Source organism: Terribacillus sp. FSL K6-0262 (assembly GCF_037977385.1).
Classification (GTDB): domain Bacteria; phylum Bacillota; class Bacilli; order Bacillales; family Amphibacillaceae; genus Terribacillus.
Window position 1 is genome coordinate 1,963,824 of record NZ_CP150277.1, and the last position, 23,556, is coordinate 1,987,379.

General features: G+C 47.9%; 18 protein-coding genes. 15 read left to right on the forward strand and 3 right to left on the reverse strand.

The window, feature by feature from the left end; translation table 11 throughout:
- Positions 1-94 precede the first annotated feature (94 nt).
- Complete coding sequence (locus MHI54_RS10230; protein WP_095216194.1) at positions 95-985, forward strand: LysR family transcriptional regulator; 891 nt, start codon at positions 95-97, stop codon at positions 983-985.
- 42 nt (positions 986-1,027) lie between these two features.
- On the opposite strand, the gene MHI54_RS10235 is transcribed toward MHI54_RS10230, so the two are convergent.
- Positions 1,028-1,921, reverse strand: a complete 894-nt coding sequence (locus MHI54_RS10235; RefSeq protein ID WP_095216195.1) for a fructose bisphosphate aldolase — start codon at positions 1,919-1,921, stop codon at positions 1,028-1,030.
- A 264-nt stretch (positions 1,922-2,185) separates the two neighbouring features.
- On the opposite strand from MHI54_RS10235, the gene MHI54_RS10240 reads away from it, so the two are divergent.
- The 10 genes from MHI54_RS10240 (at position 2,186) to MHI54_RS10285 (ending at position 14,398) form a co-directional block, all read left to right on the forward strand.
- A complete protein-coding gene (locus tag MHI54_RS10240; RefSeq protein ID WP_340081420.1) occupies positions 2,186-3,907 on the forward strand; it encodes a sensor histidine kinase in 1,722 nt (573 codons plus the stop codon).
- A gap of 1 nt (position 3,908) precedes the next feature.
- The gene (locus MHI54_RS10245) at positions 3,909-5,081 is read left to right on the forward strand and encodes a response regulator (protein ID WP_095216197.1); all 1,173 of its coding nucleotides are present in this window, start codon (positions 3,909-3,911) and stop codon (positions 5,079-5,081) included.
- Complete coding sequence (locus MHI54_RS10250) at positions 5,078-6,340, forward strand: ABC transporter substrate-binding protein (RefSeq protein ID WP_095216198.1); 1,263 nt, start codon at positions 5,078-5,080, stop codon at positions 6,338-6,340. Before MHI54_RS10245 ends, MHI54_RS10250 begins: the two co-directional genes overlap by 4 nt.
- A gap of 176 nt (positions 6,341-6,516) precedes the next feature.
- Positions 6,517-7,992 carry a glycoside hydrolase family 68 protein gene (locus MHI54_RS10255; RefSeq protein WP_095216199.1) on the forward strand — a complete coding sequence of 492 codons (1,476 nt, stop codon included), beginning with the start codon at positions 6,517-6,519 and terminating at the stop codon, positions 7,990-7,992.
- A 107-nt stretch (positions 7,993-8,099) separates the two neighbouring features.
- Entirely contained in the window at positions 8,100-9,635 is a 1,536-nt protein-coding gene (locus tag MHI54_RS10260) for a glycoside hydrolase family 32 protein (RefSeq protein WP_095216200.1), read from the forward strand.
- A gap of 207 nt (positions 9,636-9,842) precedes the next feature.
- The gene (locus MHI54_RS10265) at positions 9,843-11,066 is read left to right on the forward strand and encodes an NRAMP family divalent metal transporter (RefSeq protein ID WP_095216201.1); all 1,224 of its coding nucleotides are present in this window, start codon (positions 9,843-9,845) and stop codon (positions 11,064-11,066) included.
- 21 nt (positions 11,067-11,087) lie between these two features.
- On the forward strand, positions 11,088-11,810 hold the full coding sequence (gene pxpB, locus MHI54_RS10270; RefSeq protein ID WP_095216202.1) for a 5-oxoprolinase subunit PxpB: 723 nt from the start codon (positions 11,088-11,090) through the stop codon (positions 11,808-11,810).
- A gap of 12 nt (positions 11,811-11,822) precedes the next feature.
- Positions 11,823-12,596: a 5-oxoprolinase subunit PxpA gene (locus MHI54_RS10275; protein ID WP_340081421.1), complete on the forward strand. Its 774-nt coding sequence runs from the start codon at positions 11,823-11,825 to the stop codon at positions 12,594-12,596.
- Positions 12,589-13,533, forward strand: coding sequence for a biotin-dependent carboxyltransferase family protein (locus MHI54_RS10280; protein ID WP_095216204.1), 945 nt, complete (start codon positions 12,589-12,591; stop codon positions 13,531-13,533). The genes MHI54_RS10275 and MHI54_RS10280 overlap by 8 nt, the downstream gene beginning before the upstream one ends.
- Positions 13,534-13,615: 82 nt before the next feature.
- Complete coding sequence (locus MHI54_RS10285; protein WP_095216205.1) at positions 13,616-14,398, forward strand: DUF6270 domain-containing protein; 783 nt, start codon at positions 13,616-13,618, stop codon at positions 14,396-14,398.
- Positions 14,399-14,473: 75 nt separating this feature from the next.
- Here the strand turns inward: MHI54_RS10285 and ahpF are convergent, their stop codons facing one another.
- Both ahpF and ahpC read right to left on the reverse strand, forming a co-directional pair.
- Entirely contained in the window at positions 14,474-16,003 is a 1,530-nt protein-coding gene (ahpF, locus tag MHI54_RS10290) for an alkyl hydroperoxide reductase subunit F (RefSeq protein ID WP_095216206.1), read from the reverse strand.
- Positions 16,004-16,018: 15 nt separating this feature from the next.
- Positions 16,019-16,582 (reverse strand): alkyl hydroperoxide reductase subunit C, encoded by a 564-nt coding sequence (gene ahpC, locus MHI54_RS10295; RefSeq protein WP_095216207.1) that lies wholly within the window; start codon positions 16,580-16,582, stop codon positions 16,019-16,021.
- Between the two features lie 1,008 nt (positions 16,583-17,590).
- On the opposite strand from ahpC, the gene MHI54_RS10300 reads away from it, so the two are divergent.
- The 4 genes from MHI54_RS10300 (at position 17,591) to MHI54_RS10315 (ending at position 23,517) form a co-directional block, all read left to right on the forward strand.
- Entirely contained in the window at positions 17,591-19,222 is a 1,632-nt protein-coding gene (locus MHI54_RS10300; protein ID WP_095216208.1) for an alkaline phosphatase, read from the forward strand.
- 258 nt (positions 19,223-19,480) lie between these two features.
- Complete coding sequence (locus tag MHI54_RS10305) at positions 19,481-20,074, forward strand: DUF2306 domain-containing protein (RefSeq protein ID WP_095216247.1); 594 nt, start codon at positions 19,481-19,483, stop codon at positions 20,072-20,074.
- Positions 20,075-20,246: 172 nt separating this feature from the next.
- Positions 20,247-21,119, forward strand: coding sequence for an EamA family transporter (locus MHI54_RS10310; protein WP_095216209.1), 873 nt, complete (start codon positions 20,247-20,249; stop codon positions 21,117-21,119).
- Between the two features lie 184 nt (positions 21,120-21,303).
- A complete protein-coding gene (locus tag MHI54_RS10315) occupies positions 21,304-23,517 on the forward strand; it encodes a phosphatase PAP2 family protein (RefSeq protein WP_340081423.1) in 2,214 nt (737 codons plus the stop codon).
- Positions 23,518-23,556 lie beyond the last annotated feature (39 nt).

Below are 23,556 nucleotides of genomic sequence, written 5' to 3' on the forward strand. Positions count from 1 at the left end.
GCTGTTAACGTTGAATTAAAAAAAGTATGCAAAAATCATCTCAGTGAAAGAATTTATCTAATATTCTTTAGGAGGATAAAATGGGGATGATTATATGAACCTTCAAAAACTATCCATCTTTGTGACGCTGGTAGAAACGCGGAAGATGTCGGAAACAGCAGCTAGATTGCAATTGACCGCGCCAACTGTATCCTTTCATATTCGGTCACTGGAAAAGGAATATCGCATGAAATTATTCCGGACAAATGCCGGCGGTTATCGACTGACCTCTGGGGGAGAGGTGCTTTATCATTACGCCAAGCGGCTTATCCAAACAAATCGGGCAATGGAGAGATCGATGAAGGATATCAAAGAAGGGATGTCAGGTTCTATCCGATTAGGCGCCAGCGGTGTTCCGGCTCAGCTTTACATGCCGGATCTGATTCACCAGCTTACCGAACGATATCCTCGTGTGAAGGTTTCATTGGACGTAAAAACAGCTCCTGAAATAGAAGCCAGATTAGCTGCCCAGGAACTGGATTTTGGATTGGTGATGGAAACGGAGCAGAAGCAGGAAGAGCTTTCTTATGAGGAATTGACGAGTGATAAGCTGGTATTGGCCTTTAGTAAAGAACATCGCTTGAAGGATAAGGCTGATTGGGGAATCGAGGATTTACATCAGGAGACTTTGCTGGTGCATAATCTTTCCAGTTCCACTGGACACTTCTCCCGGACTTGGCTGGCAGAGAAGGAGATGGAAATGGAGAAAATGGAGCTGGATTCGGTGTCGACCATTACGAAGATGCTCTCTTTTGGGAAATCAGTTGCATTAATATCCAAGCGGCTCATAGAAAAGGAGCCGAATCTATCTTATAAAGAGCTGCATGATTCGACTTTGGAACGGAGAATATTCTTCGTTCATCACCGTGATCTATGGTTTAGCGAGCCATTTCGTCATTTTCAAGAGCTGGTGCGGGAACAGGCAAAGATTTTGGGCGGTGTATAAGAAAAAAGGCGAGCTCACAATAGAAGCTCGCCTTTTTATAATTTATTCCTTATTTACGGATGCATCATAAATGGTATCCACGGCGTCTTTCAAGGCCGCATCGAATTCCTCCTCGGACTGATCCGCATTCAGATCCGCAGCCAAGGCCCTGGAGAAGCTGGCAATCAAACCTTCATTCTCCTTCAGCTTTTCATTTGCTTCGTCACGGGAGTAGCCGCCGGATAAGACGACAACACGGACGACGCGCGGGTGCTCGGTAAGCTCTTTGTAAAGATTTGCTTTTGTGGGGATGGTGAGCTTGAGCATGACGTTCTCTTCCTCGGTCAGGTCGTTCAAATGACGGAAGATTTCATCCCGAAGGATTTCTTCGCATTTTTCTTTATCTTCGCTGTGAATATTCACTTCTGGTTCGATGATCGGGACCAGGCCGGCGGCGATGATGCTTTTGCCGATCTCGAATTGCTGATCGACGACGGCTTTGATGCCGCTGATATTAGGCTCTTTGATTACGGAGCGCATTTTTGTTCCGAAAATATGGCGTTCGGATGCGCGGCCGAGTGTTTCGTTAAGGTCATCGATCGGTTTCATGAGCTGGACGCCGTCTTTTTCTTCAGCCAATCCTTTGTCGACTTTCAGGAATGGAACGATGCCTTTTTCTTCCCATAAGTAATCACCGGTGTATTTGCCTTCTATCTCCCGATCCATCGTCTGTTCGAATAGGATGGCGCCGAGGATTTTATCCTTGTTGAATGACGGAGAAGTGATGATGCGGGTCCGCATGTCATGGACAAGCTTGAACATCTCATCTTCCGTTGAATAGGAATCCTCGGATACGCCATACTCTGCCAGTGCTTTTGGGGTGCTGCCGCCGCTTTGGTCCAGGGCAGCAATAAAGCCTTTGCCGTTTTGGATGATATCGAATTGTTTTTCATTCATCAGTCCCACTCCTTTGATCCATTTATTTCAGAAAAAATACTCCATGTTCACTGTTCCCTTTTATCCAGGTTTTTAACATTAAATGTTTGATAGGGTTTCCATTTTGGGATTGCATGGCGGGGAAGCCGGTTTCGCTCCTCGAAATAGCATCATTTGTTTTATGCCGGGACTCATTGGTGTAACTTAAGTTGGATTGACGGTCACTTTGGCATGTTATAGGGTAAGTTTGACTTATCATCGGCTGTGCGGAAGGAAGAAGTATTCATGAGCATTCGGGTTCGCTTATTCATCATGCTGCTATTATTCATCATCCTGCCTTATTTCCTATCCGTCATCCTTATATATGTGAACAGCAAATCCAGTATCGAGGAACGGGATTTGGCCAAGAGCCGGGAAGAGCTGCAGGAAAGCGGGACCGATTTGGAGCACTATGCCGAGGAGATGGTTCGGCTGCCTTATCGTTTGTTCAATATGCCGGAAGTCCAGCAAGTGCTGGAGCATGGCATGCTGGAGGAAAGCACGGAACATATCCGTGCCTTCGAGAATAGTGTCGGGACATATGCAGCAACGCGGCCGGATATTCGGCAGCTGCGATTTTATTTTCAGCAGGACCAGCAATCAATGACTGTCTATCAGGCGAATGTCAGTGCTCCGAAGCCGGCCCCGGGATACTTGGATGAATCGCCTTTCAAAGCCCTGTACGATTCGGAGGAAGCGTACATGCTGGAAGCACCCCATGTTCTGGAAAATGATAATAATGTGGCGATCGTACCGGAATCGGATAATACGATGGTGCTGCCGATCCATCATAAGATCACCGATGTTTTGAGCGGGGAATTCCTAGGTTTTCTTACGACCGATGTAGAGGTTTCGTCGTTTGCTCCATTGCTGGATGCCGTGACGAGGGAGGCTGGCACGAAGGTCCTGCTTGTCAACGACAGCGGGAGGATCATGTATAGCAAGGACTCGGAACAGCTTGGGGAAAGGCTGGATGAGGTGGACATCGCCGCATCGGATGATCATCTCGTTTTGCAGGAAGAACTGGGAAATCCCCTGGCCGGCTGGAAGCTGATCAAGATTACATCAAAGGATGCGTTATTCCGTGATGCGAGGGATACAGCATGGACGAATGTCTGGCTCGGCATCATCGTCGTGGTGCTAGGGATCGTATTGATATTGGTTATTTCACGGATATTCACCAAACCAGTCATCACGTTAAGCGAAAGGGTGCGCTCCATTGAAGGCGGGCAGATGGATGTCGGCCTGAAGATGGACCGTCAGGATGAAATCGGACATTTGGCGGCGCATATGCAGGAAATGCTGGATAGGATCAACTCTCATATAGCGCGTGAATATAAGCTGGAGCTGGAAGTGAAAGAGAGTCAGCTGCGGCTGCTTAAATCGCAGGTGAATCCGCATTTCCTTTTCAATGCGCTGCAATCGATCGGAGCTGTCGCGCTTCGTTCGAATGACCAGGAGGTATACAAGCTGCTTGTATCATTATCCAAAATGATGCGCTATGCGCTGCAGGCAGATCAGCTGGTGCCTGTGCAGGAGGAACTTGCTTACATCGATGCTTATGTGACGCTGCAGAAAGAGCGCTTCGGGGCAGATTTATCCGTGTCCATCGAAGTGGAGGAAGCGATACAAGCATACCGGATACCAAGCATGCTGCTACAGCCGCTCGTGGAAAACTATTTTAAGCATAGCTTCGAGCAGAAGCGCGACAAAAGCAGTTTCCTTTTGAAGGGGACGCTGAAAGATCGATCGCTGGTATTCCAGGCGATCAGTCATGGCCCTTCTGTCAGCAGGGCAAGGCTGGAGTTGCTGCAGAAGGAAGAAGCCGGTGGAACCGGGCTGCGGAATATAGCGGAACGGCTGCGCTTGCACTACGGTGACGCGGCGGGTTTTCATGTGGATAATCTTGACGGCAGGGGCTTTAGAGTTACGATTTGTATTCCGATAGAGGAGCAGGGAGGTCGTTAGTATGAAGGCGTTGCTTGTCGACGATGAAAAAAATGGTCGAGACGTGCTCCGGCTGCTTGGAGAATGGGAACAGAATGGCATAGATTGTCTTTTGGAGGCGGCTGACGGCGAGGAAGCCCTTCGGCTGATTGAAATGGAGCAGCCGGATATCATTTTCACCGATATCAAGATGCCCCGAATCGATGGCGTTGCATTGATCGAACGGCTCCACGCCATTGGATACCTGGGGAAATATGTCCTTGTCACGGGATATGATGACTACCAATATATGCGGAAAGCCATCCAGTTCAATAGCTTTGACTATCTTTTGAAGCCAATCGAACCGGAGGCATTCGCGGGGGTGCTCAAAAAGGTGACCCAAGCTGTATTATCGGACAAACGATCCGAGGAAAGGGAGGCAGCAGTGCTGGAGGATGCCAAGCGCCTGCGCTTGGAACAGCAGGTGACAGCTCTGCTTACGGAAGAAACAAAGGATATATCTTTTTTACGGGAAGCATTGCCGCAGCTGGATCGGCTCGATGCTACTTTATTGTCCTTTTATCAAATGCACCAGCCAGCGCCATTCATGGATGCATTGGCGGAAGCATTGCAGCAGTCTGCCATCGGCAATGTTTTTCACTTCCTGCACGAGGAGCACATGTATATTGCGCTGACGGCAGCGGATCATTGGCTTCAGGTTGAAAATTGGCTGCGGCAGCACCTGGATATCCCCGTCCGGCTCGTGCAGAAGCCGCTTCCTGTTTTGGAAGGCCTGCCTGCTGCATTCAAACTGCTCCGGGAAGATCTTGCAAAGCATCATTATCGGACGATCAGAAGGCTTGATGAGCTTGAGAGTGAGCAGCGAGGACAAGATATCGTTACCTATGTAAGGAATTATTATATGGAGGATGTCAGCTTGGAGAGGCTGTCAAAGCTGTTCTTCCTGACCAAAGAACATATATCGCGCAAATTCAAACAGGAAACTGGTACGACGCTATCCAGATTCGTGACAAACTGCCGAATGAAGCAGGCAAAACAGTGGCTGGAAGAGACCGACAAGACGCTGTATGATATTGCCTGCCTGCTTGGCTATCAGGATGAAAAATATTTCTCGAAGCTATTCAAGAAGGAGACGGGCCTCACTCCGACTGCGTATCGAGCTAAACTGAGTGGGCAGGAGGAAAGAGTAAGATGATGGGAAAGAAAGCATTCGTCATCCTCATCCTGGTATTCCTATCTGCCAGCAGCCTGCCATTGCAAGAAAACCATGAAGAAAATACGGAGAATACGGTCACTGTCACAATCCGGAATCCGAAGGTGGAAATTGCCGCGCCATTTGAGGATTTGGCGAAGTTATATGAAGAGTCGCACCCGCATGTGCGTATCCGTGTGGAAACAGTCGGCGGAATCTCGGATGATTTCTCGGATCTGAAAACACAGATGGCAATCGGCGAGGGCCCGGATATCTTCACGAATGTCGGGTATGCTGCGACGGGAGAATGGCAGCGCTATTTGGAGGATCTGAGTGAGGAGCCGTGGGTGGAGGATGCGCGTACGGATACACTTTCCCCGATCACACGAGATGGCAAGGTATATGGCATGCCGATGAATATCGAAGGTTTTGGCATCATTTATAATAAGGGATTATTTAAGAAAGCAGGAATCGATAAGCTGCCGGCCACGTTCACGGAGCTGGAAAAAGCGGCGCAAAGGCTTGATGAGAGTGGTGTCACGCCATTTGCGAATGGTTATTACGAGGAATGGAAACTCGGTCATCATTTGACGAGCCTGGCTTTTGCGGAACAGCCTGATCCGGAGGCATTCATGGAGGATCTGGCCGGAAATCGGACGAGCTTCACGGAAAATGCAGGACTGAAGCATCTGCTGCGCTTCATTGATCTGACGCTTGCCTATGGTAATCCGCATGCGGCGACCACGGACTATTACACTGAAATCGATGCGTTCCGGAATGGGGAAGCTGCCATGATTGTCCAAGGGAATTGGGCGGAGCCGCTCCTGGCAGCGCAACAGCCAAAGCTTGATGTGGGGATGTTTCCGATTCCGCTGGATGATAAAGGGGATGCTCAGCTTGTTACGGGCGTACCGAGCTACTGGGTCGTGAATAAACAATCCGGGGAAGCCGAAAAGCGGGAAGCGAAACGCTTTCTGAACTGGCTGGCCGAATCTCCGGATGGGCAAAAGTTCCAAGCGGAGAAGCTGCACTTCATTCCTGCCTTCCGATCCATTCAGCCGCCTGTTGCGGGAATCAGCGGGGATGCCTGGAGGCAATATGAACAGCAGGATCGCCGGAATTTCAATTGGTCCTCTTATTCACCGCCTGTGAGGGAAGCTTTTGGCCGAATCCTCAAACAGTATGTAAATGAGGAAATGTCCAAGCAGGAAACATTGCAGGACCTGGATCATGCCTGGGAGCAGTTTTCCTCCCATCGATAGTGTGGAAGTCCCTCCTTATCGGAGGGACTTTTTGTGTGGATATCAATTTTAGACAAAAAGGAGATCAAGATAAGCCATCCCCGTTTTTGCTTTGCTGTCCTATACTGTGCTCGTAAGGCAGGTTTGCCAAGGCTTGCCTTATCAGGATCAGCAATCATACATAGGAGGAATGCGGGATGAGATTCCGGAAACAGGTGTTAAAAACAAGTGTCGCTTCGTTAAGTGCAGCATTGATACTGGGAAGCAGTCTGACAGTGGCTTCTGCTCAAACGGGAGCGGATGACAATGTGAAGCCGTATAAAGAAACATATGGCACATCACAAATCACGCGTCAGGATATGAAGGAAATGATCGGGCAGCACGGGGACGATCGGTATACCGTTCCTAGTTTCGATGCTTCTTCCATCAAAAATATCGATTCGGCTACGAAGATCGATGAAAACGGCAATGAGATTAAAATGGATGTATGGGACACATGGCCGCTGCAAAATCCAGATGGCACAGTTGCAGATTACAATGGATACCAAATTGTCTTCGGACTCGCTGGTGATCCGAAAGATGCAAGTGATACCTTCATTTACATGTTCTATAAAAAATCAGGTGATGATTCCGTCGATGCATGGAAAAATGCTGGACGGGTTTTCGATGACGAAGATAAATTCAAAGGCGATAAGACGTTAGCCGGTCAGGAAGAAGAATGGTCCGGTTCTGCCACGTTCACAGAAGATGGCAAAGTGCGTCTGTTCTACACGAATCGCGGAGGCTGGAATGAAGCGGAAGGTATCTTTGGGAAGCAATCCCTCACGACAGCCCAAGTGAATGTGTCCGAAAAGAGTGAAGGCACATTGCAGATAGACGGAGTCGAAGACCACAAGACCATTTATGACGGTGGAGACAGCAAAACATACGAAAATATGGATAAAGCCTTCGAAGATCGCAACTTCGCCAACAACCATACGTTGCGCGATCCGCATTATATCGAAGATAAAGGGAAGAAATACTTGGTATTCGAAGCGAATACAGGAACTGAATATGGTTATTCCGGTGAAGAGTCCCTTTATAACCGGGCTTATTACGGAAATGGGATGAAGTTCTTCCGCGATGAATTCAAACAGCTGCAGAACAGTGATAAGAAGGCGACAGCAGAGCTTGCCAACGGTGCCATCGGCATTGTGGAGATCAATGACGATTACACGCTGAAAAAAGAAATGAAGCCGCTGATCGTTTCCAATACGGTGACAGATGAGATCGAACGTCCGAACATCTTCAAGAAAGACGGCAAATTCTACTTGTTCACAAGCACACGCGGATCTAAAATGACGATCGACGGTATCGATGATCGTGACATTTATATGCTCGGATACGTGTCGGATAGCTTGACTGGCCCTTATAAGCCAATGAATAAAACAGGTATCGTCTTGCATCAGGATCTGGATCCGAATGATTTGACATGGACATATGCACATTACGTGATTCCGCAAAAGAACTCGGATGATTTCGTCGTAACAAGCTACATGACGAATCGCGGCTTCTTCCAGGATCACAAATCCACATTCGCACCGTCGTTCTTGCTTGATATTCACGGCAAAAAATCCTCAGTCGTGGAAGGCGGTATTTTGGAACAAGGACAGATTACGTATGACGAGGAATAAATAAGAAGCAGAAAAGGAAATGCCCAAAGAAGGCATTTCCTTTTCCTTCATTTACGCAAAAGTGTGGTGACAGTATGTTTGGCAGGATTTCGAAAAAGGGGTGGACGATGATCGGCATGCTGATTTTACTGGCTGCGGCGATAGCTTCTGCCTTTGTATTGGTGCTGCAAAAGAAGACAGAGCATGCATATCCCTATAAAGCAGGAACGGATTCCTATCGCCCGGTTTTTCATTTCAGTTCTCCTGACAAGTGGAAGAACGATCCGCAGCAGCCGATTTATTATCAGGGAAAATACCACTATTTTTATCTTTACAATAAAGACTACCCCGACGGCAATGGTACCGAATGGCGGCATGCAACCTCGGAGGATCTAATCCATTGGGAGGATCATGGAGTAGCGATTCCGAAATATACGACAGAAAACGGTGACCCGTGGACAGGATCTGTGGTTCACGATAAGAACAATACGGCTGGTTTTGGAGAGGATGCACTTATTGCGATTATCACCCAGCCGACTGGAAAGACGGGTCAGCAGGAGCAGTATCTCTGGTACAGCACGGATGGAGGGGATACTTTCAAGCAGGAAAGTGGGGAGCCGGTACTTGCCAACCCTGGTACACCGGATTACCGTGATCCAAAAGTGATATGGGATGAAGAAAAGAATAATTGGAGCATGCTTCTGGCAGAAGGGGATAAAATTGGTTTTTATGAATCTGCTGATCTGAAGACATGGACATTCACTGGAGATTTTCACACCGATGGAATCGGAGTGCTCGAATGTCCGGATCTATTCCAGCTGCGCGCGACGGACGGCACGGTTAAATATGTATTAGGCATGAGTGCGAATGGAGAGGGAAAAGGCGAGCCGAAAACGTATGCGTACTGGACTGGAGACTTTGATGGCGCAAGCTTTACACCAGATGAAGAAAATCCAAAATGGCTTGATTACGGTTTTGACTGGTATGGCGGCGTCACCTTTGAGGATGGCTTGGCAGAGGATAAGCAAGCCAAGCGGTATGCGCTGGCCTGGATGAACAACTGGTCGTATGCCGATCAGGCACCGACAATGGAATCTGATGGATTCAATGGGACGGATTCGGTTGTCAGGGAAATTTCTTTGCGAAATGGACAGGAGGGGTATTATCTAGCTTCCGAACCGGTCGCTGCATTGGATGAGCTTATTCAGTCGACCGAAGCAGTCGAGGATATCTCCCTTCATGATGACACCCGAACCTTGGATGCCACGGCGGAAACATATCGATTGGATGCTGATATTGCATGGAACGAAAGTCCGAACGTCGGGCTGCGCCTGCGGGAATCGAATGATGGGACTCGTCATTTGGATGTTGGGATAAATGCCGCTGGGGGGTATTCCTACGTGAATCGGACGCATACACCCAATCCAGATGCTTCTGGTTCTTATCAGGAAAGCAAGGCGCCGTTTGATGCGGGGAAGAAGCAAGCGCATTTGACCATTCTCATAGACAAAACAACCGTGGAAGTGTTTGTTGACGGAGGAAAAGTCGTGCACAGTAACTTGGTATTCCCCCAGTCGCAGGATCAAGGGATCGGCCTATTTGCAGAAGGAGGCAGTGCGGAGTTTGATAATATTTATATAACTAAAATGGGGAATTCACCATAGATTTTTTAAAAAGGTCTAATACAGGCCTTTTTTTATTATTTAAAATGCATTAACAGATGAGTTATCATGTTAGGTTATTTTACATCTTGTGTAAGTAATAATTTTCGAGTTATAATGATTATTGTTTATTAAATATTTGTGATAATGTAAGAAAAGCAGTACATAATACGAATGATTTGTAAAAATCATTACATAAGGGGGATTACCATGGCATCAAAAGAGAATGAACTGCAGCAGAAGCAGTCTCCTTCCAAAGGAAAATGGGGTGTCCTGTTAGGTGCGGCCTTCCTCATGGGATCATCGGCCATCGGGCCAGGCTTCCTGACACAGACAGCAGTCTTCACAGATCAATTATTAGCCAGCTTCGGCTTTGTTATTCTCATGTCCATCATTTTGGATGTCGGTGTGCAGATGAATATATGGCGTATCATTGCTGTTTCCAGAATGCGCGGACAGGATATCGCCAATAAAGTATTGCCTGGTCTTGGCTACTTCCTTGCTTTTGCCGTTGCGCTGGGCGGGCTGGCCTTCAATATTGGCAACGTCGGCGGGGCTGGACTGGGTTTGAATGTTATCTTTGGTCTTGACGCTCGAATCGGTGCTATCATAACAGGTATCATAGCGGTTGGTATTTTTCTTTCCAAAGAAGCCGGGGCAGCGATGGATCAGATTGCCCGAATACTCGGCGTCGTCATGATTGTTTTGACATTATATGTAGCGTTTCAGAGTGATCCGCCTGTCGGAGAAGCAATCACACGCACATTTGCGCCGACAGAGATCGATGTATTTGCCATCATCACCCTTGTCGGTGGTACAGTCGGCGGCTATATCACCTTTGCTGGAGGCCACCGTTTATTGGATGCAGGTATTTCCGGGAAGGAGAATCTGCCGTATGTAACGCGAAGCTCTGTGACAGGTGTCTTGATTGCTTCCATCATGCGGGTATTCCTATTCCTTGCTGTTTTGGGTGTGGTGGTCACTGGGGTGTCATTGGATGCAAATAACCCTGCAGCGACAGTCTTTTTGGAAGCAGCTGGGACTATCGGCTATAAGATGTTCGGCTTGATCCTATGGGCTGCGGGTATTACGTCGGTGATTGGTGCTGCCTATACCTCTGTTTCTTTCTTGAAAACCTTGTCCAAGAGCGTTGAGCGTCATCAGAAGCTCGTGACCATTGGTTTCATCGTCGTTTCGACAGTGATCATGGTCTTGGTGGGCCAACCTGCCACACTGCTTGTCATTGCAGGTGCGGTGAACGGTTTGATCCTGCCGATTGGTTTAGGCGTATTGCTGATCGCAGCTTATAAGAAATCCATTGTCGGTGATTATAAACATCCATTATGGCTGACGATCTTTGGGGCAATTGTATTTGTCGCAACGGCATATTTGGCGATTGTCACATTGATTGATAAAGTACCGCAGCTGTTCTAATTCGAGAAGGAGGTCCCAAAAATGAAGCTTACCTATAATCCATTAGGGGATACGGGCATCCAGCTTGTTTTCGGGCAGACGATCTCAGAGGAAACAAATCAGGAAATCCGGATGTTTGCAGAGCTGTTGAAACAGGAGCGGATCGAGGGGATCATCGAATGGGTGCCGGCATATACGACATTATCCATTTTTTATCGCCCTGATAAAATCCGCTATCAAGCGCTGCTGGAACAATTGGAGCGTCTATATGAAAATATGCAAGGAGGAGTGGCTGAGGCTGCTTCTCTTGTTTATGAGATTCCGACCTATTATGGCGGGGAGACTGGTCCTGATTTGGATTTCGTCGCGGATCATAATGGCCTGACGGCAGATGAGGTCATCCGTATCCATTCGAGTCGGGATTATTTGATTTATATGATGGGGTTTGTCCCTGGATTCCCTTATCTGGGCGGGATGCCTGAAGAAATTGCCACCCCGCGCCGTGAGGATCCCCGTGCGAAGATCGCCGCGGGTTCAGTCGGCATCGCAGGATCGCAGACCGGCGTTTATCCGTTGGAAACACCGGGCGGCTGGCAGATCATCGGCCAGACGCCGGTGAGATTATATGATCCAGGCCGTGAGGAGCCGATTTTATTATCCTCCGGTCATTATCTGCGGTTTGTGCCGATTTCAAAAGAAGAATACGATGATATTGCGGCAGCAGTCCAGCTTGGGGAATATAGGATTGTCAGTAAGGAAAAGTAAGGAGGTACTGGTATGAAGACAATCGATCTTAACAGCGACTTGGGCGAAAGCTTTGGTGCCTACACGATCGGCAATGATGAGGAAGTACTGAAATACATATCATCCGCCAATATTGCGTGCGGATTCCATGCGGGGGATCATAATGTCATGCTGGAAACGGTCAAAACAGCAGCTAGCCTTGGAGTGGGCATCGGTGCTCATCCAGGCTTCCCTGATTTGGCAGGATTCGGCCGCCGCGAGATGAAATTGCCGCCGGATGAAATCCATAACCTTGTGGTCTACCAGGTAGGAGCGATCCAAGCGGCAGCGAGGGCTTGCGGTACCTGCGTCCAGCATGTGAAGCCGCATGGGGCGCTTTATAATATAGCTTCGAAGGATTCGACCATGGCAGAAGCGATTGCAAAAGCAGTGCATGCGGTCGATCCTGATTTGGTTTTATTCGGACTGGCGGGCGGTGAGCTTGTACGCGCAGGAAAAAGGGTCGGCCTGCGTGTGGCGCAAGAGGTCTTTGCGGACAGGACGTATCAGCCGGATGGAACGCTGACACCCCGTTCGCAGGCAAATGCGATGATTCATGATGTGGCGATTGCGGTCGATCGCGTCATCCGTATGATCCGAGAAGGAAAGGTGACCGCTGTGGATGGCGAGGATATCTCTATTCAAGCGGATACGATTTGTGTGCATGGAGATGAGCCGGAAGCGTTGCGATTTGTCCAGCAGCTCCGGGAGAGACTGCAGGCAGAACAGATAGAGATCCGGAATTTCGGAGTGGGAAGACATGAGTGAAAAGCTGTTTCAAGTGATCAAGCCGGGGCTGATGACGACTTTCCAGGATCTCGGCCGGACTGGCTATCAGGAATACGGTGTTGTCGTAGCTGGTGCCATGGATGATTTTTCCCTCCAAATCGCCAATCTGCTCGTCGGGAACGGTCGGGATGAGGCAGGACTTGAGGTGACGATGATGGGTCCGGCACTCAAGGTGCTGAAGGATGCTGTCATTGCCATCACGGGAGGGAATTTGTCCCCGAGGGTGAATGGCCAGCCTGCGCCGATGTGGAAGAGCTTCGCTGTCAAAGAAGGGCAGCTGATTGAATTCGGACAGCCGCTGGAAGGGATCCGGTCCTATATCAGTGTGGCTGGCGGCTTCGACTTGCCGGAGGTCATGGGCAGCAAATCCACATTCCTGAAGGCAAAGATCGGCGGGCTGAACGGACGTGCACTGGAGAAGGAAGATATACTGTATGCTGCGGGTGATACACACGCGATTACGGGACGTTCCCTCCATTATGATGAGATCCCGAAATATCAGAAGGAGATCAATGTACGTGTCATCCTTGGGCCGCATCAGGAGGCCTTTACAGACGAGGCGATCCAGACCTTCCTGACTTCTGCATATGAAATCACCCCGCAATCAGATCGAATGGGCTTTCGTTTGAATGGACCGGAACTGGCGCATAGAACGACCGCTGATATCATTTCCGAAGCAATCCCGCTCGGCGGAATCCAAGTGCCGGCCAATGGCCAGCCGATCATCCTGATGGCGGATCGGCAGACGACCGGAGGATACACGCGAATTGCAACGGTGATTGCGGCGGACATTCCGTTGCTCGCACAGGCTGCACCGGGAGCTGTGGTCCGGTTCGAAGAAATAGATGTCAAGGAGGCGCAAGCCCTTAATCTTAAAAGAGCAAAAATAATTCGAGTCCTTGAGAAAATAACGTAAATGGGATTTTTCTAAAAAATCTCAACTAAATTCCTTTTACTCCGATATATGAGGTACTAAATACTTTATTGAGGAGAAACTGATGACTGTTAAGATTGCATGTTATGGTTCTTGCATTACTAGGGATAACTTCAACTCGAAGCTGAATAAAAATTATAAAGAGAGGTATGAATGTGTTGCTACCTCTTTGCATACGTCGATAATCAGTCTGGTTTCACCACAAGTTCCTTTTGATGAAGCGAAGTTGGACCATGTGGATATCAAGAGTGCTGACAGGAATAAACGCATTGTCATGGAGGAGCTGAACAGGACTTTCTTGGATGACTTAAAAGAGAGCCAGCCAGATTATTTGATCATGGATTTCTTCCCGGATATCTATTTTGGAGTAGTCTTCTCGCAAGACCGCATCTTCACAAATAATGACTGGTATATAACAAGAACCTCTTTTTACAGGGAGATGCAAGAAAAGTTCATCCTGGACATCGGAGACAATTCGACCGAGTATTTGAGCGTTTGGTTACCATCCATCCACAAGTTCATGGAATTTGTAAAGGAGCATGTGCCGAATTGTGAAGTGATCATCAATAAGGGAAGGTTCAGCAATCGATTGATGCGTGATGATGGGAATATTTCGTATCTTACACCTTTTGATGGTTATAACGAGGTTTGGAATGTGCTCGATAACTTTGTGGTTTCAAAGTATGACTTGAAATATATAGAGTTGGATCATTCCGAGTACTATATCTCTTCTAAACCGACACTTGGCTGGGACATTTTTCAATTGCATTATCAGGATGATTATTACCATGACTTCCTGAAGCAGCTGGATGGAACAATCCGTCACAATGCTGGTATGAATGCTTGATCTTATACAGATAATATGTGATTGATCTTGTAAAAGGTCAAAAGCGTGCGCTAATCAGATAGCGCACGCTTTTTTTTAATTTCGGATCAAGTAGTCGAATGCACCAAGTGATGCAGTCGCTCCCGATCCCATGGAAACGATGATTTGTTTGTATGCAGTATCTGCACAATCTCCTGCGGCAAACAGGCCGGGGACGTTTGTTTGGCCGTGTTTGTCGACGATGATTTCGCCCATTGGAGTGCGCTCGACGACATCTGCGAGCCATTCTGTATTTGGCACTAGGCCGATTTGGACGAAGACGCCTTGCAAGGCGATGTGTTTTTCTTCGTTTGTGTCGCGTTCTACGTAAGTGATGCCGTTGACGCTGTCATCACCAGTAATTTCTGTCGTTTGCGCGTTTGTGATGATGGTTACGTTCGGCAGGCTGTAAGCGCGCTGCTGCAATACTTCGTCTGCTTTCAGTGTGTCGTTGAATTCAAGCACGGTAACATGTTTTACGATGCCAGCCAAATCAATGGCTGCTTCGATACCGGAGTTACCGCCGCCGATGACGGCGACGTCTTTTCCTTCGAATAGTGGACCGTCGCAATGCGCGCAATATGCGACGCCTTTGTTCTTGAATTCCTGTTCCCCGGGAACGTTGACATTGCGCCAGCGTGCGCCCGTAGAGATGATGACGCTTTTGCTTTTCAGTGTTGCGCCGTTTTCCAATTCCAGCTCGAATAGATCATTTTTGGCGATCTTTGTTGCTTTTTGGAGGTTCATCACATCGATGTTATATTCCTTCACATGCTCTTCCAGGCTTGCGACAAGCTTCGGGCCTTCTGTCTCTTTGACAGTGATGAAGTTCTCGATACTCATCGTATCCAATACCTGGCCGCCAAAGCGTTCCGCTACGATACCCGTGCGGATCCCTTTGCGTGCAGCATAGATGGCCGCACTGGAGCCTGCTGGACCGCCGCCGACAACCAGGACGTCATAAGGATCTTTATTATCGAACTCAGAGGCATCAGCTCCGGATCCCATTTTAGCGAGCATTTCTTCAAGCGTCATCCGGCCGCTGCCGAAGTTTTCGCCGTTCAGGTAAACTGTCGGCACTGCCATGATGTTCTTGCTTTCCACTTCCTGCTTGAAGGCTGCACCATCGATCATCGTGTGCGTGATGTTCGGGTTCAGCACGCTCATCACATTAAGTGCCTGCACGACATCCGGGCAGTTGTGGCAGGTCAGGCTGATATAAGATTCAAAGTGGAATTCGCCTTTGATGTTCTTGATCTGCTTGATCAGCTTCTCCTCAACCTTCGGTGCACGCCCGCTTACTTGCAATAGTGCCAGGACTAGCGATGTGAATTCATGCCCGAGCGGGATGCCGGCGAATGCAATGCCGGTATCTTCGCCGGCGCGGTTCACGGTGAAGCTTGGTGTACGTGTCAGTTCTGCTTTTTCCACTGTGATTTTAGGCGACATGGCCGCAAGTTCTTCAACCAAGGAAAGCATGTCTTTGGAAGTGTCATCTGCACCAGCACTTACCTTGAGCACGATAGGGTTTTCCATCAGTGCCATGTATTGGTTCAATTGAGCTTTGATGTTTGCATCAAGTACCATATTCAACGCACTCCCTTAGATTTTGCCTACAAGATCCAAGCTAGGTGTCAGTGTTTCAGATCCTTCTTCCCATTTTGCCGGGCAAACTTCACCTGGGTTTTGGCGCACGTATTGTGCTGCTTTGATTTTGTTCACAAGCGTGCTTGCATCACGGCCGATACCGTCTGCATTGATTTCGACAGTCTGGATGACGCCATCTGGATCGATGATGAATGTACCGCGGTCAGCAAGACCAGTTTCTTCGTTCAATACATCGAACTGACGGGAAATGGCCTGGGATGGATCGCCGATCATTGCATATGTAATTTTACTGATTTTTTCAGAGCTGTCATGCCAGCCTTTATGAACAAAATGTGTATCTGTGGATACGGAAAATACTTCTACGCCAAGCTCTTGAAGTGTGCTGTATTGATCCTGAAGATCTTCCAGTTCAGTCGGGCATACGAAGCTGAAATCTGCAGGGTAGAAGCAAACGACACTCCATTGGCCTTTAAGATCCGCTTCTGTTACTTCGATGAAATCGCCGTTTTTGTAAGCTTGTGCTGTGAATGGTTGTACCTCTTTGCCGATTAATGACATAAATAAGTAGCCTCCTAAAATATCTTGATAATTAGAAACTTAGAATTACTTGAACAAAATAATTCTAAATTTATATTTGTTAGTAAGCGTAGAATACGATAGATTTCATGTCAAGAGAATATGTGAAAGTTGTCACAATAAAATATTGACGTGACGCCTTTTGTTCGGTGTTTCCAGTATCCGTCGGATGCATATGCCATCCTTATATTAGGGAAAACTTGCAACTTGTCAGCTTTTTCAGTTGAAAAGGCTCTTTGAGAAGAAGGATTTCTGCAACAGGCTGAAAGTGAATCTGAGGATTTTAGCACTTTATCTCCATGATCTTTTTAGACTGCAGATAAAAATAGTATTAATGAGTCGGCAGTTTAGAAGATTAGGGGGAATCTTTTAAAAATGTGTCAGCCAAGACCCTATCCTCCGATGGCCGGTACCGCTGACTGATGCAGCATGGCGCTCTTTCCCTGGTTGTTGGATCTCCGGCAGATGATGGCCTGGCGCCGAGGAGCTGCAGGGACTGCTGGGGTTCAAATTATAAATCGGATAAGCGGCCCGAAAAGGAGTCGCTTTTTTGTGTAAAGATTTGAGTGGCGAAGGCTTCGGTTTGCGTATCAGCTGGTAAGAGGAGGAATCGGTCGTTTTATGACTAACTTTGTCGATTATGGATTTGGGTATATATAACTGCGTGCCATATATAATTTTAAATTGATGGGTATAATTAACTATTATTGAACGACTCGTTTAAAGGCAGTCTATTATGATTTAGCAGGAGATACTGTAAAATGATTAGACTCAAATTAAACCGTAATGCCTATTAATATAGTCTCGTGCATGATGGGGAGCAAATATATTCCAAAAAACCCAATATATTATTTAACGATAGCTTTATAGAACATTAACATCACATTAACAATCACCTTATAAAATTACCCTCGTACACGACCTAATTCTATTAACTTTTTCGATGGATTGGTGAAGGTTTTTATAATCGGTGAGATGGAGGAATGCGAAATGAAGCTGAGCAAAAAATTACTAGGGGTGACGCTGGCCGGTACGCTTGCGGTTGGTTCACTTGGTTTGACGGGACTTGAAACGGAAGAGGTAGAGGCGAAAAAGGATAAGAAAGTGAAGAATGTCATCCTCCTTGTCAAGGATGGGGTGAGCTCTACAACCACTACGCTTTCCAGATGGTACAAAGGCGAGGATTTGGCCATGGATGAAATGGTATCGGGCGGTGTGCGTACATATTCTGCAGAATCGGCAATCACAGATTCAGCACCTGCCGGCACGGCAATGGCGACTGGCAATAAAACGAATGACAAGTTTGTCGGTGTGCTTCCGGAGAAGGTTGCTTCCCCGGGAGTGGATGAGGATCTTGCCGATGACCCGTATCGCCCGGTGACGAATGTGCTGGAAGGTGCCAAGCTGAATGGAAAAGCGACAGGGCTTGTTTCCACATCCGAGATACAGCATGCGACACCTGCAGCGTTCTCCTCTCATGCAGAGCATCGTCAGCAATACGATAATATCGCTGAGCAGCAAGTCTATCAGAATATCGACGTTGTCCTGGGCGGCGGGAAGGATTCACTTGAGAACGGGAATAGAGAAGATGGCGAAGACTTGCTTGAAGTAATAGATGATAAGGGTTATGATTTCGTCGAAAATCGTGATGATTTGCTCGATTCAAAATCGAAGAAAATCTGGGGCTCCTTTGCACCGGCAGCACTTGCTTACGATATGGACAGGGAAGTGACACAGCCGGAAGAACCGACACTGGCGGAAATGACGAAAAAGAGTATTCAGACATTGTCCAAGGATAAGGATGGTTTCTTCCTATTCGTGGAAGGAAGTAAACCGGATTGGGCAGCGCATGCAAATGACCCTGTCGGCATGATCAGCGATACGCTGTCATTTGATGACGCGGTGAAAGAAGCACTTGATTTTGCCAAGAAGGATAAGCACACGATGGTGATTGCCGTTTCTGACCATGGTAATAGCGGAATATCCATCGGTAATGAAAATACGGACGGCAGCTATCCTTCTACACCTGTCTCTGCTTATGTGGATCCGCTGAAAGAAGCGCAAATGACGCTTGAAGGCGCTATGTCCCAGTTGAATGAGGATGGATCCAACAGATTGGAAGTGGCAGAGCTATACGGTATCACGAATCCTACCGAGGAAGAGAAGAAAGCAATCAATGAATCAGAGGATCTTGAAGGCACATTGGTTGACCTCCTGGCGCAGCGAGCCAATCTTGGATTTACGACTGGCGGGCATACAGGAGAGGATCTGTTCCTTTACGCTTATGGACCAGGCAAACCATCAGGTATGATCGAAAATACGGATATTGCCCATACAGTGGCGGATGCGATGGGCTTCAAGCTTGATAAGCTGAGCAAAAACATGTTCATTGAAGCGGAAGAAGCCTTCGGCAATTGGGGAGAAGTGAGCATCGATTCTTCTGATGCAGCCAATCCGGTATTAGTAGTAGAGAAAGGACGCAAAAAAGCGGAATTCCCTGTGAACAAGAATATCGTTGTCGTAAACGATCGGGAATATGAGCTTGATAGCGTAACCGTTCAAAGCGGCGGCAAGTTCTATGTATCCAAGGATGCCGTGAAATTGGTGAAGAAAGCAAAATAAATCGGAAAGCACCCTTGCAGACCAGGGGTGCTTTTTGTATACGCTGATCGAAAGAGTGAAAATAGCAAAGTTTGCCTTCCTTCTGTGACAACCAATGAAAGAAGAGCCCGCACCGATGTTCCTGACTTTTTAGGGGGAATCACATCGTTATGGCGGACTCTTTATTACTTTCGCATCTCTTCTCGTACCTGCAGCTTGTGTCTGTATAATGGGGAGGGAGGTGGCAAATTGTTTTCCAAGACGTTTTTCTATCGGCTATTGCTTATCTTTATTGGTCTATATATTCTATATACCTTCGTTGATAATTACATATTGGATCACCGTGCATCCTTCTTCCTCGAACAGAAGGTGGAACTGCGTGATTCCTTCCGTTTACCGGTCTGGCTTGATGTCATGTATGTACATGTATTCGTGGCTTGCTTGGCTGCGCTGAGCGGAGCGGTGAACTTTTCAAGGGGGCTGGCTTGGCATAGGCGGAAGTTCCATCGTATAAATGGTTATGTGTATGTGATATCGGTCATGCTTGTGTCCTTGACATCAGGATACCTGGCGCCTTACGCAACGGGAGGAAGGCTGGTCAGTGTACCATTCAATATGGTGAATCTGTTTTGGCCGATCATGACAGTGATTGCCGTCGTCCATGCCAGGAAAGGCAGGCTGGATGAGCATCGGCATTGGATGCTTCGCAGCTATATGTTCTGTTTTACAAATTTGTTCATTCATTTGATTTCTTCGGTTTTATGCAAGGGGGGATTGGATTATACGCTGAGTTATACCATCGGGGTGTATGGTTCGATTGCAGTGAATGTCCTGATTGCGGAGACTATCATCCTTTATGTGAGGAAGAGATGATCGGCTGCGGGCGGTGAAAATAGCTGGATGGAATGGTCGGTACAAGCTTCGGGAATGAGGGATCAAACGAGCCATTGTAATTTTTTATGTCGGAAAATCTCCTCTAATACATTATAGAATGCCAGGTCTCTGGCATGATGGAAAAAAGCTGCAAAAGGGAAGGGGATGGCAGATGAATTTAAAAACGGCTCCTTTATTCGTCCTGCTAGCTGCGATGTTATGGGGGACGACTGGTACGGCACAGGCTTTCGCTCCATCAGATGCGCACCCGATTGCGGTTGGGGCAGCCAGGCTGGTGATTGGCGGCGCGTTTTTGCTGGTAATGGTGTTGCTCTTCGGGCGGTTCAGCATGAAAGGGTGGCCAATCAGGCTGACAGTCCCGGCTGCCATATGCATGGCGTGCTACCAGCCATTATTCTTTTCGGCGGTGCAGCAGACTGGTGTGGCTGTAGGAACGGTCCTTGCAATCGGCAGTGCTCCGATAATGTCCGGGCTGCTGGAGCTGCTGTGCTTCAGGCGGCGTCCTGGGCGTATATGGTGGATGGCGACGCTGTCATCGATTATGGGCTGCGTGCTGCTGTTTCAGACCGGTGCTTCGCTGGCCATCGAACCCATCGGTGTTTTGCTGGCACTGGGAGCTGGGCTCTCTTTTGCTGGTTACACACTGCTGAGCAGACAAATTGTACAAGGCAGGGGCCCACTTGAGACGGCGGCCATTATCTTTGGAATGGGCGGGGTTCTCCTATTTCCATTCTTTTTCTTATTTGATATGGAATGGATTCGTCAGCCAAGCGGCTTTGCTGTAAGTATGCATCTGGGAATCGCTGCGACAGCTGCTGCGTATTTCTTGTTTTCAAAGGGTCTGCAGCAAGTCCCGGCGTCCTCGGCTGTCACGCTTTCCTTGGCCGAACCGCTTACGGCGGCTGTATTAGGTGCAGTGCTGGTGGGCGAGGAGCTAAGTCTCTTATCTTGGGCGGGCATTGGATTGCTGCTGGCGGGTATAGTCATGATATCACTTGCTTCCAAAAGGGCCGAGCCTGTATGATGGAGTTTTTTGTTGAGGACTTAAACGGCTTGGTCCTCTAAAAATCACTGGTCGTAACTGGTAATTTTAACTCGGAATATCCGATATGGTGTCAAATTGTACAATATCTTATCGATAAATTAATACTGCCATCACAATTCCTCATTAGAATTTACTTGTATGACTAATGATGAGGAGTGAGTGAATGGCGAATAAGTATAATGAAAAAAAAGGGAAAAAATCCAAGTCCAAGATCCCTGTTCTATTATTAACGGCTGCTTTTTGTTTTCAAGGCACAGATTCTGTTTTGGCAGCAAACAGCCTGGATGAATCAGCGATTGCTCCGCAAGAAGCAGCTTATGGGTATTACGTCGATAACTATGCAAAAAATGACAAGGCCAATATGACTCCTGATACAAACCCCTCGATTGGTGTGCTTTCCAAATTTCATGACATTTGGGAACCTGGGTCTTCCTGGGATAATGGCACCGTGTTGAATGCCGATATACATAATCAGAACATAGCGACATCCATCTCCATTACACAAAATCGCACAGATGAAGAAGCAAGGATGGCTTATTTGATCGATCGCCGTCATCAGAATTACAGTGCCATTGCAGGGCTCGGGCCTTATGCTGATAATTTCATTGCTGGTGCCAATGCTGGGACGACGATTCCGGACGAGATCCCGGAAGATGCGACAAGTGTTGGTTATGAAGATGGAAGCAACAGCAATGGTGTATGGGCTGATCAGGGTTCGAGTCTTGGAAGCATGGTCGAATTAATCGATAATATACGCTCGACTGGTGCATCGACATCGTCAGCCAAAGCTTATTATGCTTATAAACGGCCGTTCCGCTGGAGTGAGGAGGTCAGTGTGATACCGACACTTGTCCCAAGGATAAAGGACGATCCCAGCAGTGATGGCGGTTTCCCGAGCGGGCATACGAATGCAGGCTATCTTGCATCCTATGGTTTTGCTTATGCAGTTCCGGAGCGCTATGAAGAAATCATGACAAGGGCCTCTGAGATGGGGCATAGCAGGATCGTCGCAGGCATGCATTCCCCATTGGATGTCATGGGCGGCCGAGTGATGGCAACCGCTGTGGCGGCAGCTGCCCTGAATGATCCGGCCAACAAGAGTGTGAAGGAAGCTGCTTATGCGCAGGCACATGAAGTACTGCTTACACAAGAAGGTACATCTGAAGACAATTACAGTGACTATGAAACGAATAAGAAGAAATATACGGAGCGCCTGACATATGGTTTTGCGCAAACTGGCGACACCACGAAGCCAATGGTTGTGCCAAAAGGTGCAGAGGTCCTGCTTGAGACCCGTTTCCCATATTTGGATGATGCGCAGCGCCGCTGGGTGTTATATACAACAGGTTTGCCGTCCGGCTATCCGGTGCTGGATGATACAGAGGGCTGGGGAAGGCTGAATATGTTCGCTGCCGCGGGCGGATATGAAGCATTTGAGAATAATGTGTCAGTGACAATGGATGCTTCCAAGGGCGGCTTTCATGAAGCAGATACTTGGAAAAACGATATCAGCGGTACCGGGAAATTGACTAAATCAGGTACGGGCTCCTTGACGCTTTCAGGGAATAATTCTTATTCTGGCGGCACCCTGCTGGAAGAAGGAACCTTAGTTGCGGATTCCGGGACTGCTTTTGGTGAAGGGAAAGTTGAAAATACAGAAGGTATCCTGAAAGAGAATGTTTCGAGTGTTGTGACGATCGGCAATGATTTTACCCAGTCCGAGGCGGGTACGCTTGAGCTTACGATCGGAAGTAAAGAAGATGTGCTTGATATCAATGGTCAGGCAGCATTTGGCGGGACCCTGAAGCTGAACTTTACAGATGGTTACGTCCCTGAAGCGGATACACCGATCATCTCCTACGATGAACTGGCGGATAAGAATGCCTTTTCCGCGGTTGAGATCACAGGTCTCCCGGATGAGTATGAGGTTGTCTATGAGGCAAATGCCATGTATGTCGTGAATACAGAAGAAGTGAAAGAAGAGGAAGAGAAGGAGAATGAACAGCCGGTCGTACCGCCGGCTGAAACAGGAGACGATAATCCGGCACCGGAATCGGGCAGCGATGACGGATCGGCAAACGATACGGTCAACGAGGAAGATCCGGGTAATACAACCGATGGGAAGGAAGACAGCAAGACGCCGGATGCTGCAGCTGACGGAAATGACGGCAAAACCACGGTTAAGCCGGATGATACGAATGATGAAGGGGAACATCAGGTTACGCCTGTGACTTCGAGCGAAACGAAAGAAGATGTGGTGAAGAACCCTAAAACCGGGGATGACACAAATATCCTTCTGTATGTCGGGTTGTTGGCGGCTTCCGCCATTGCAGCAGCAGCTGTTTTCTTGCAAAGAAAATTAAAAGGCAGAAACTAAACAAGGTCCCTTGCAGCGAAAAGGCAACTGCTGCCATGC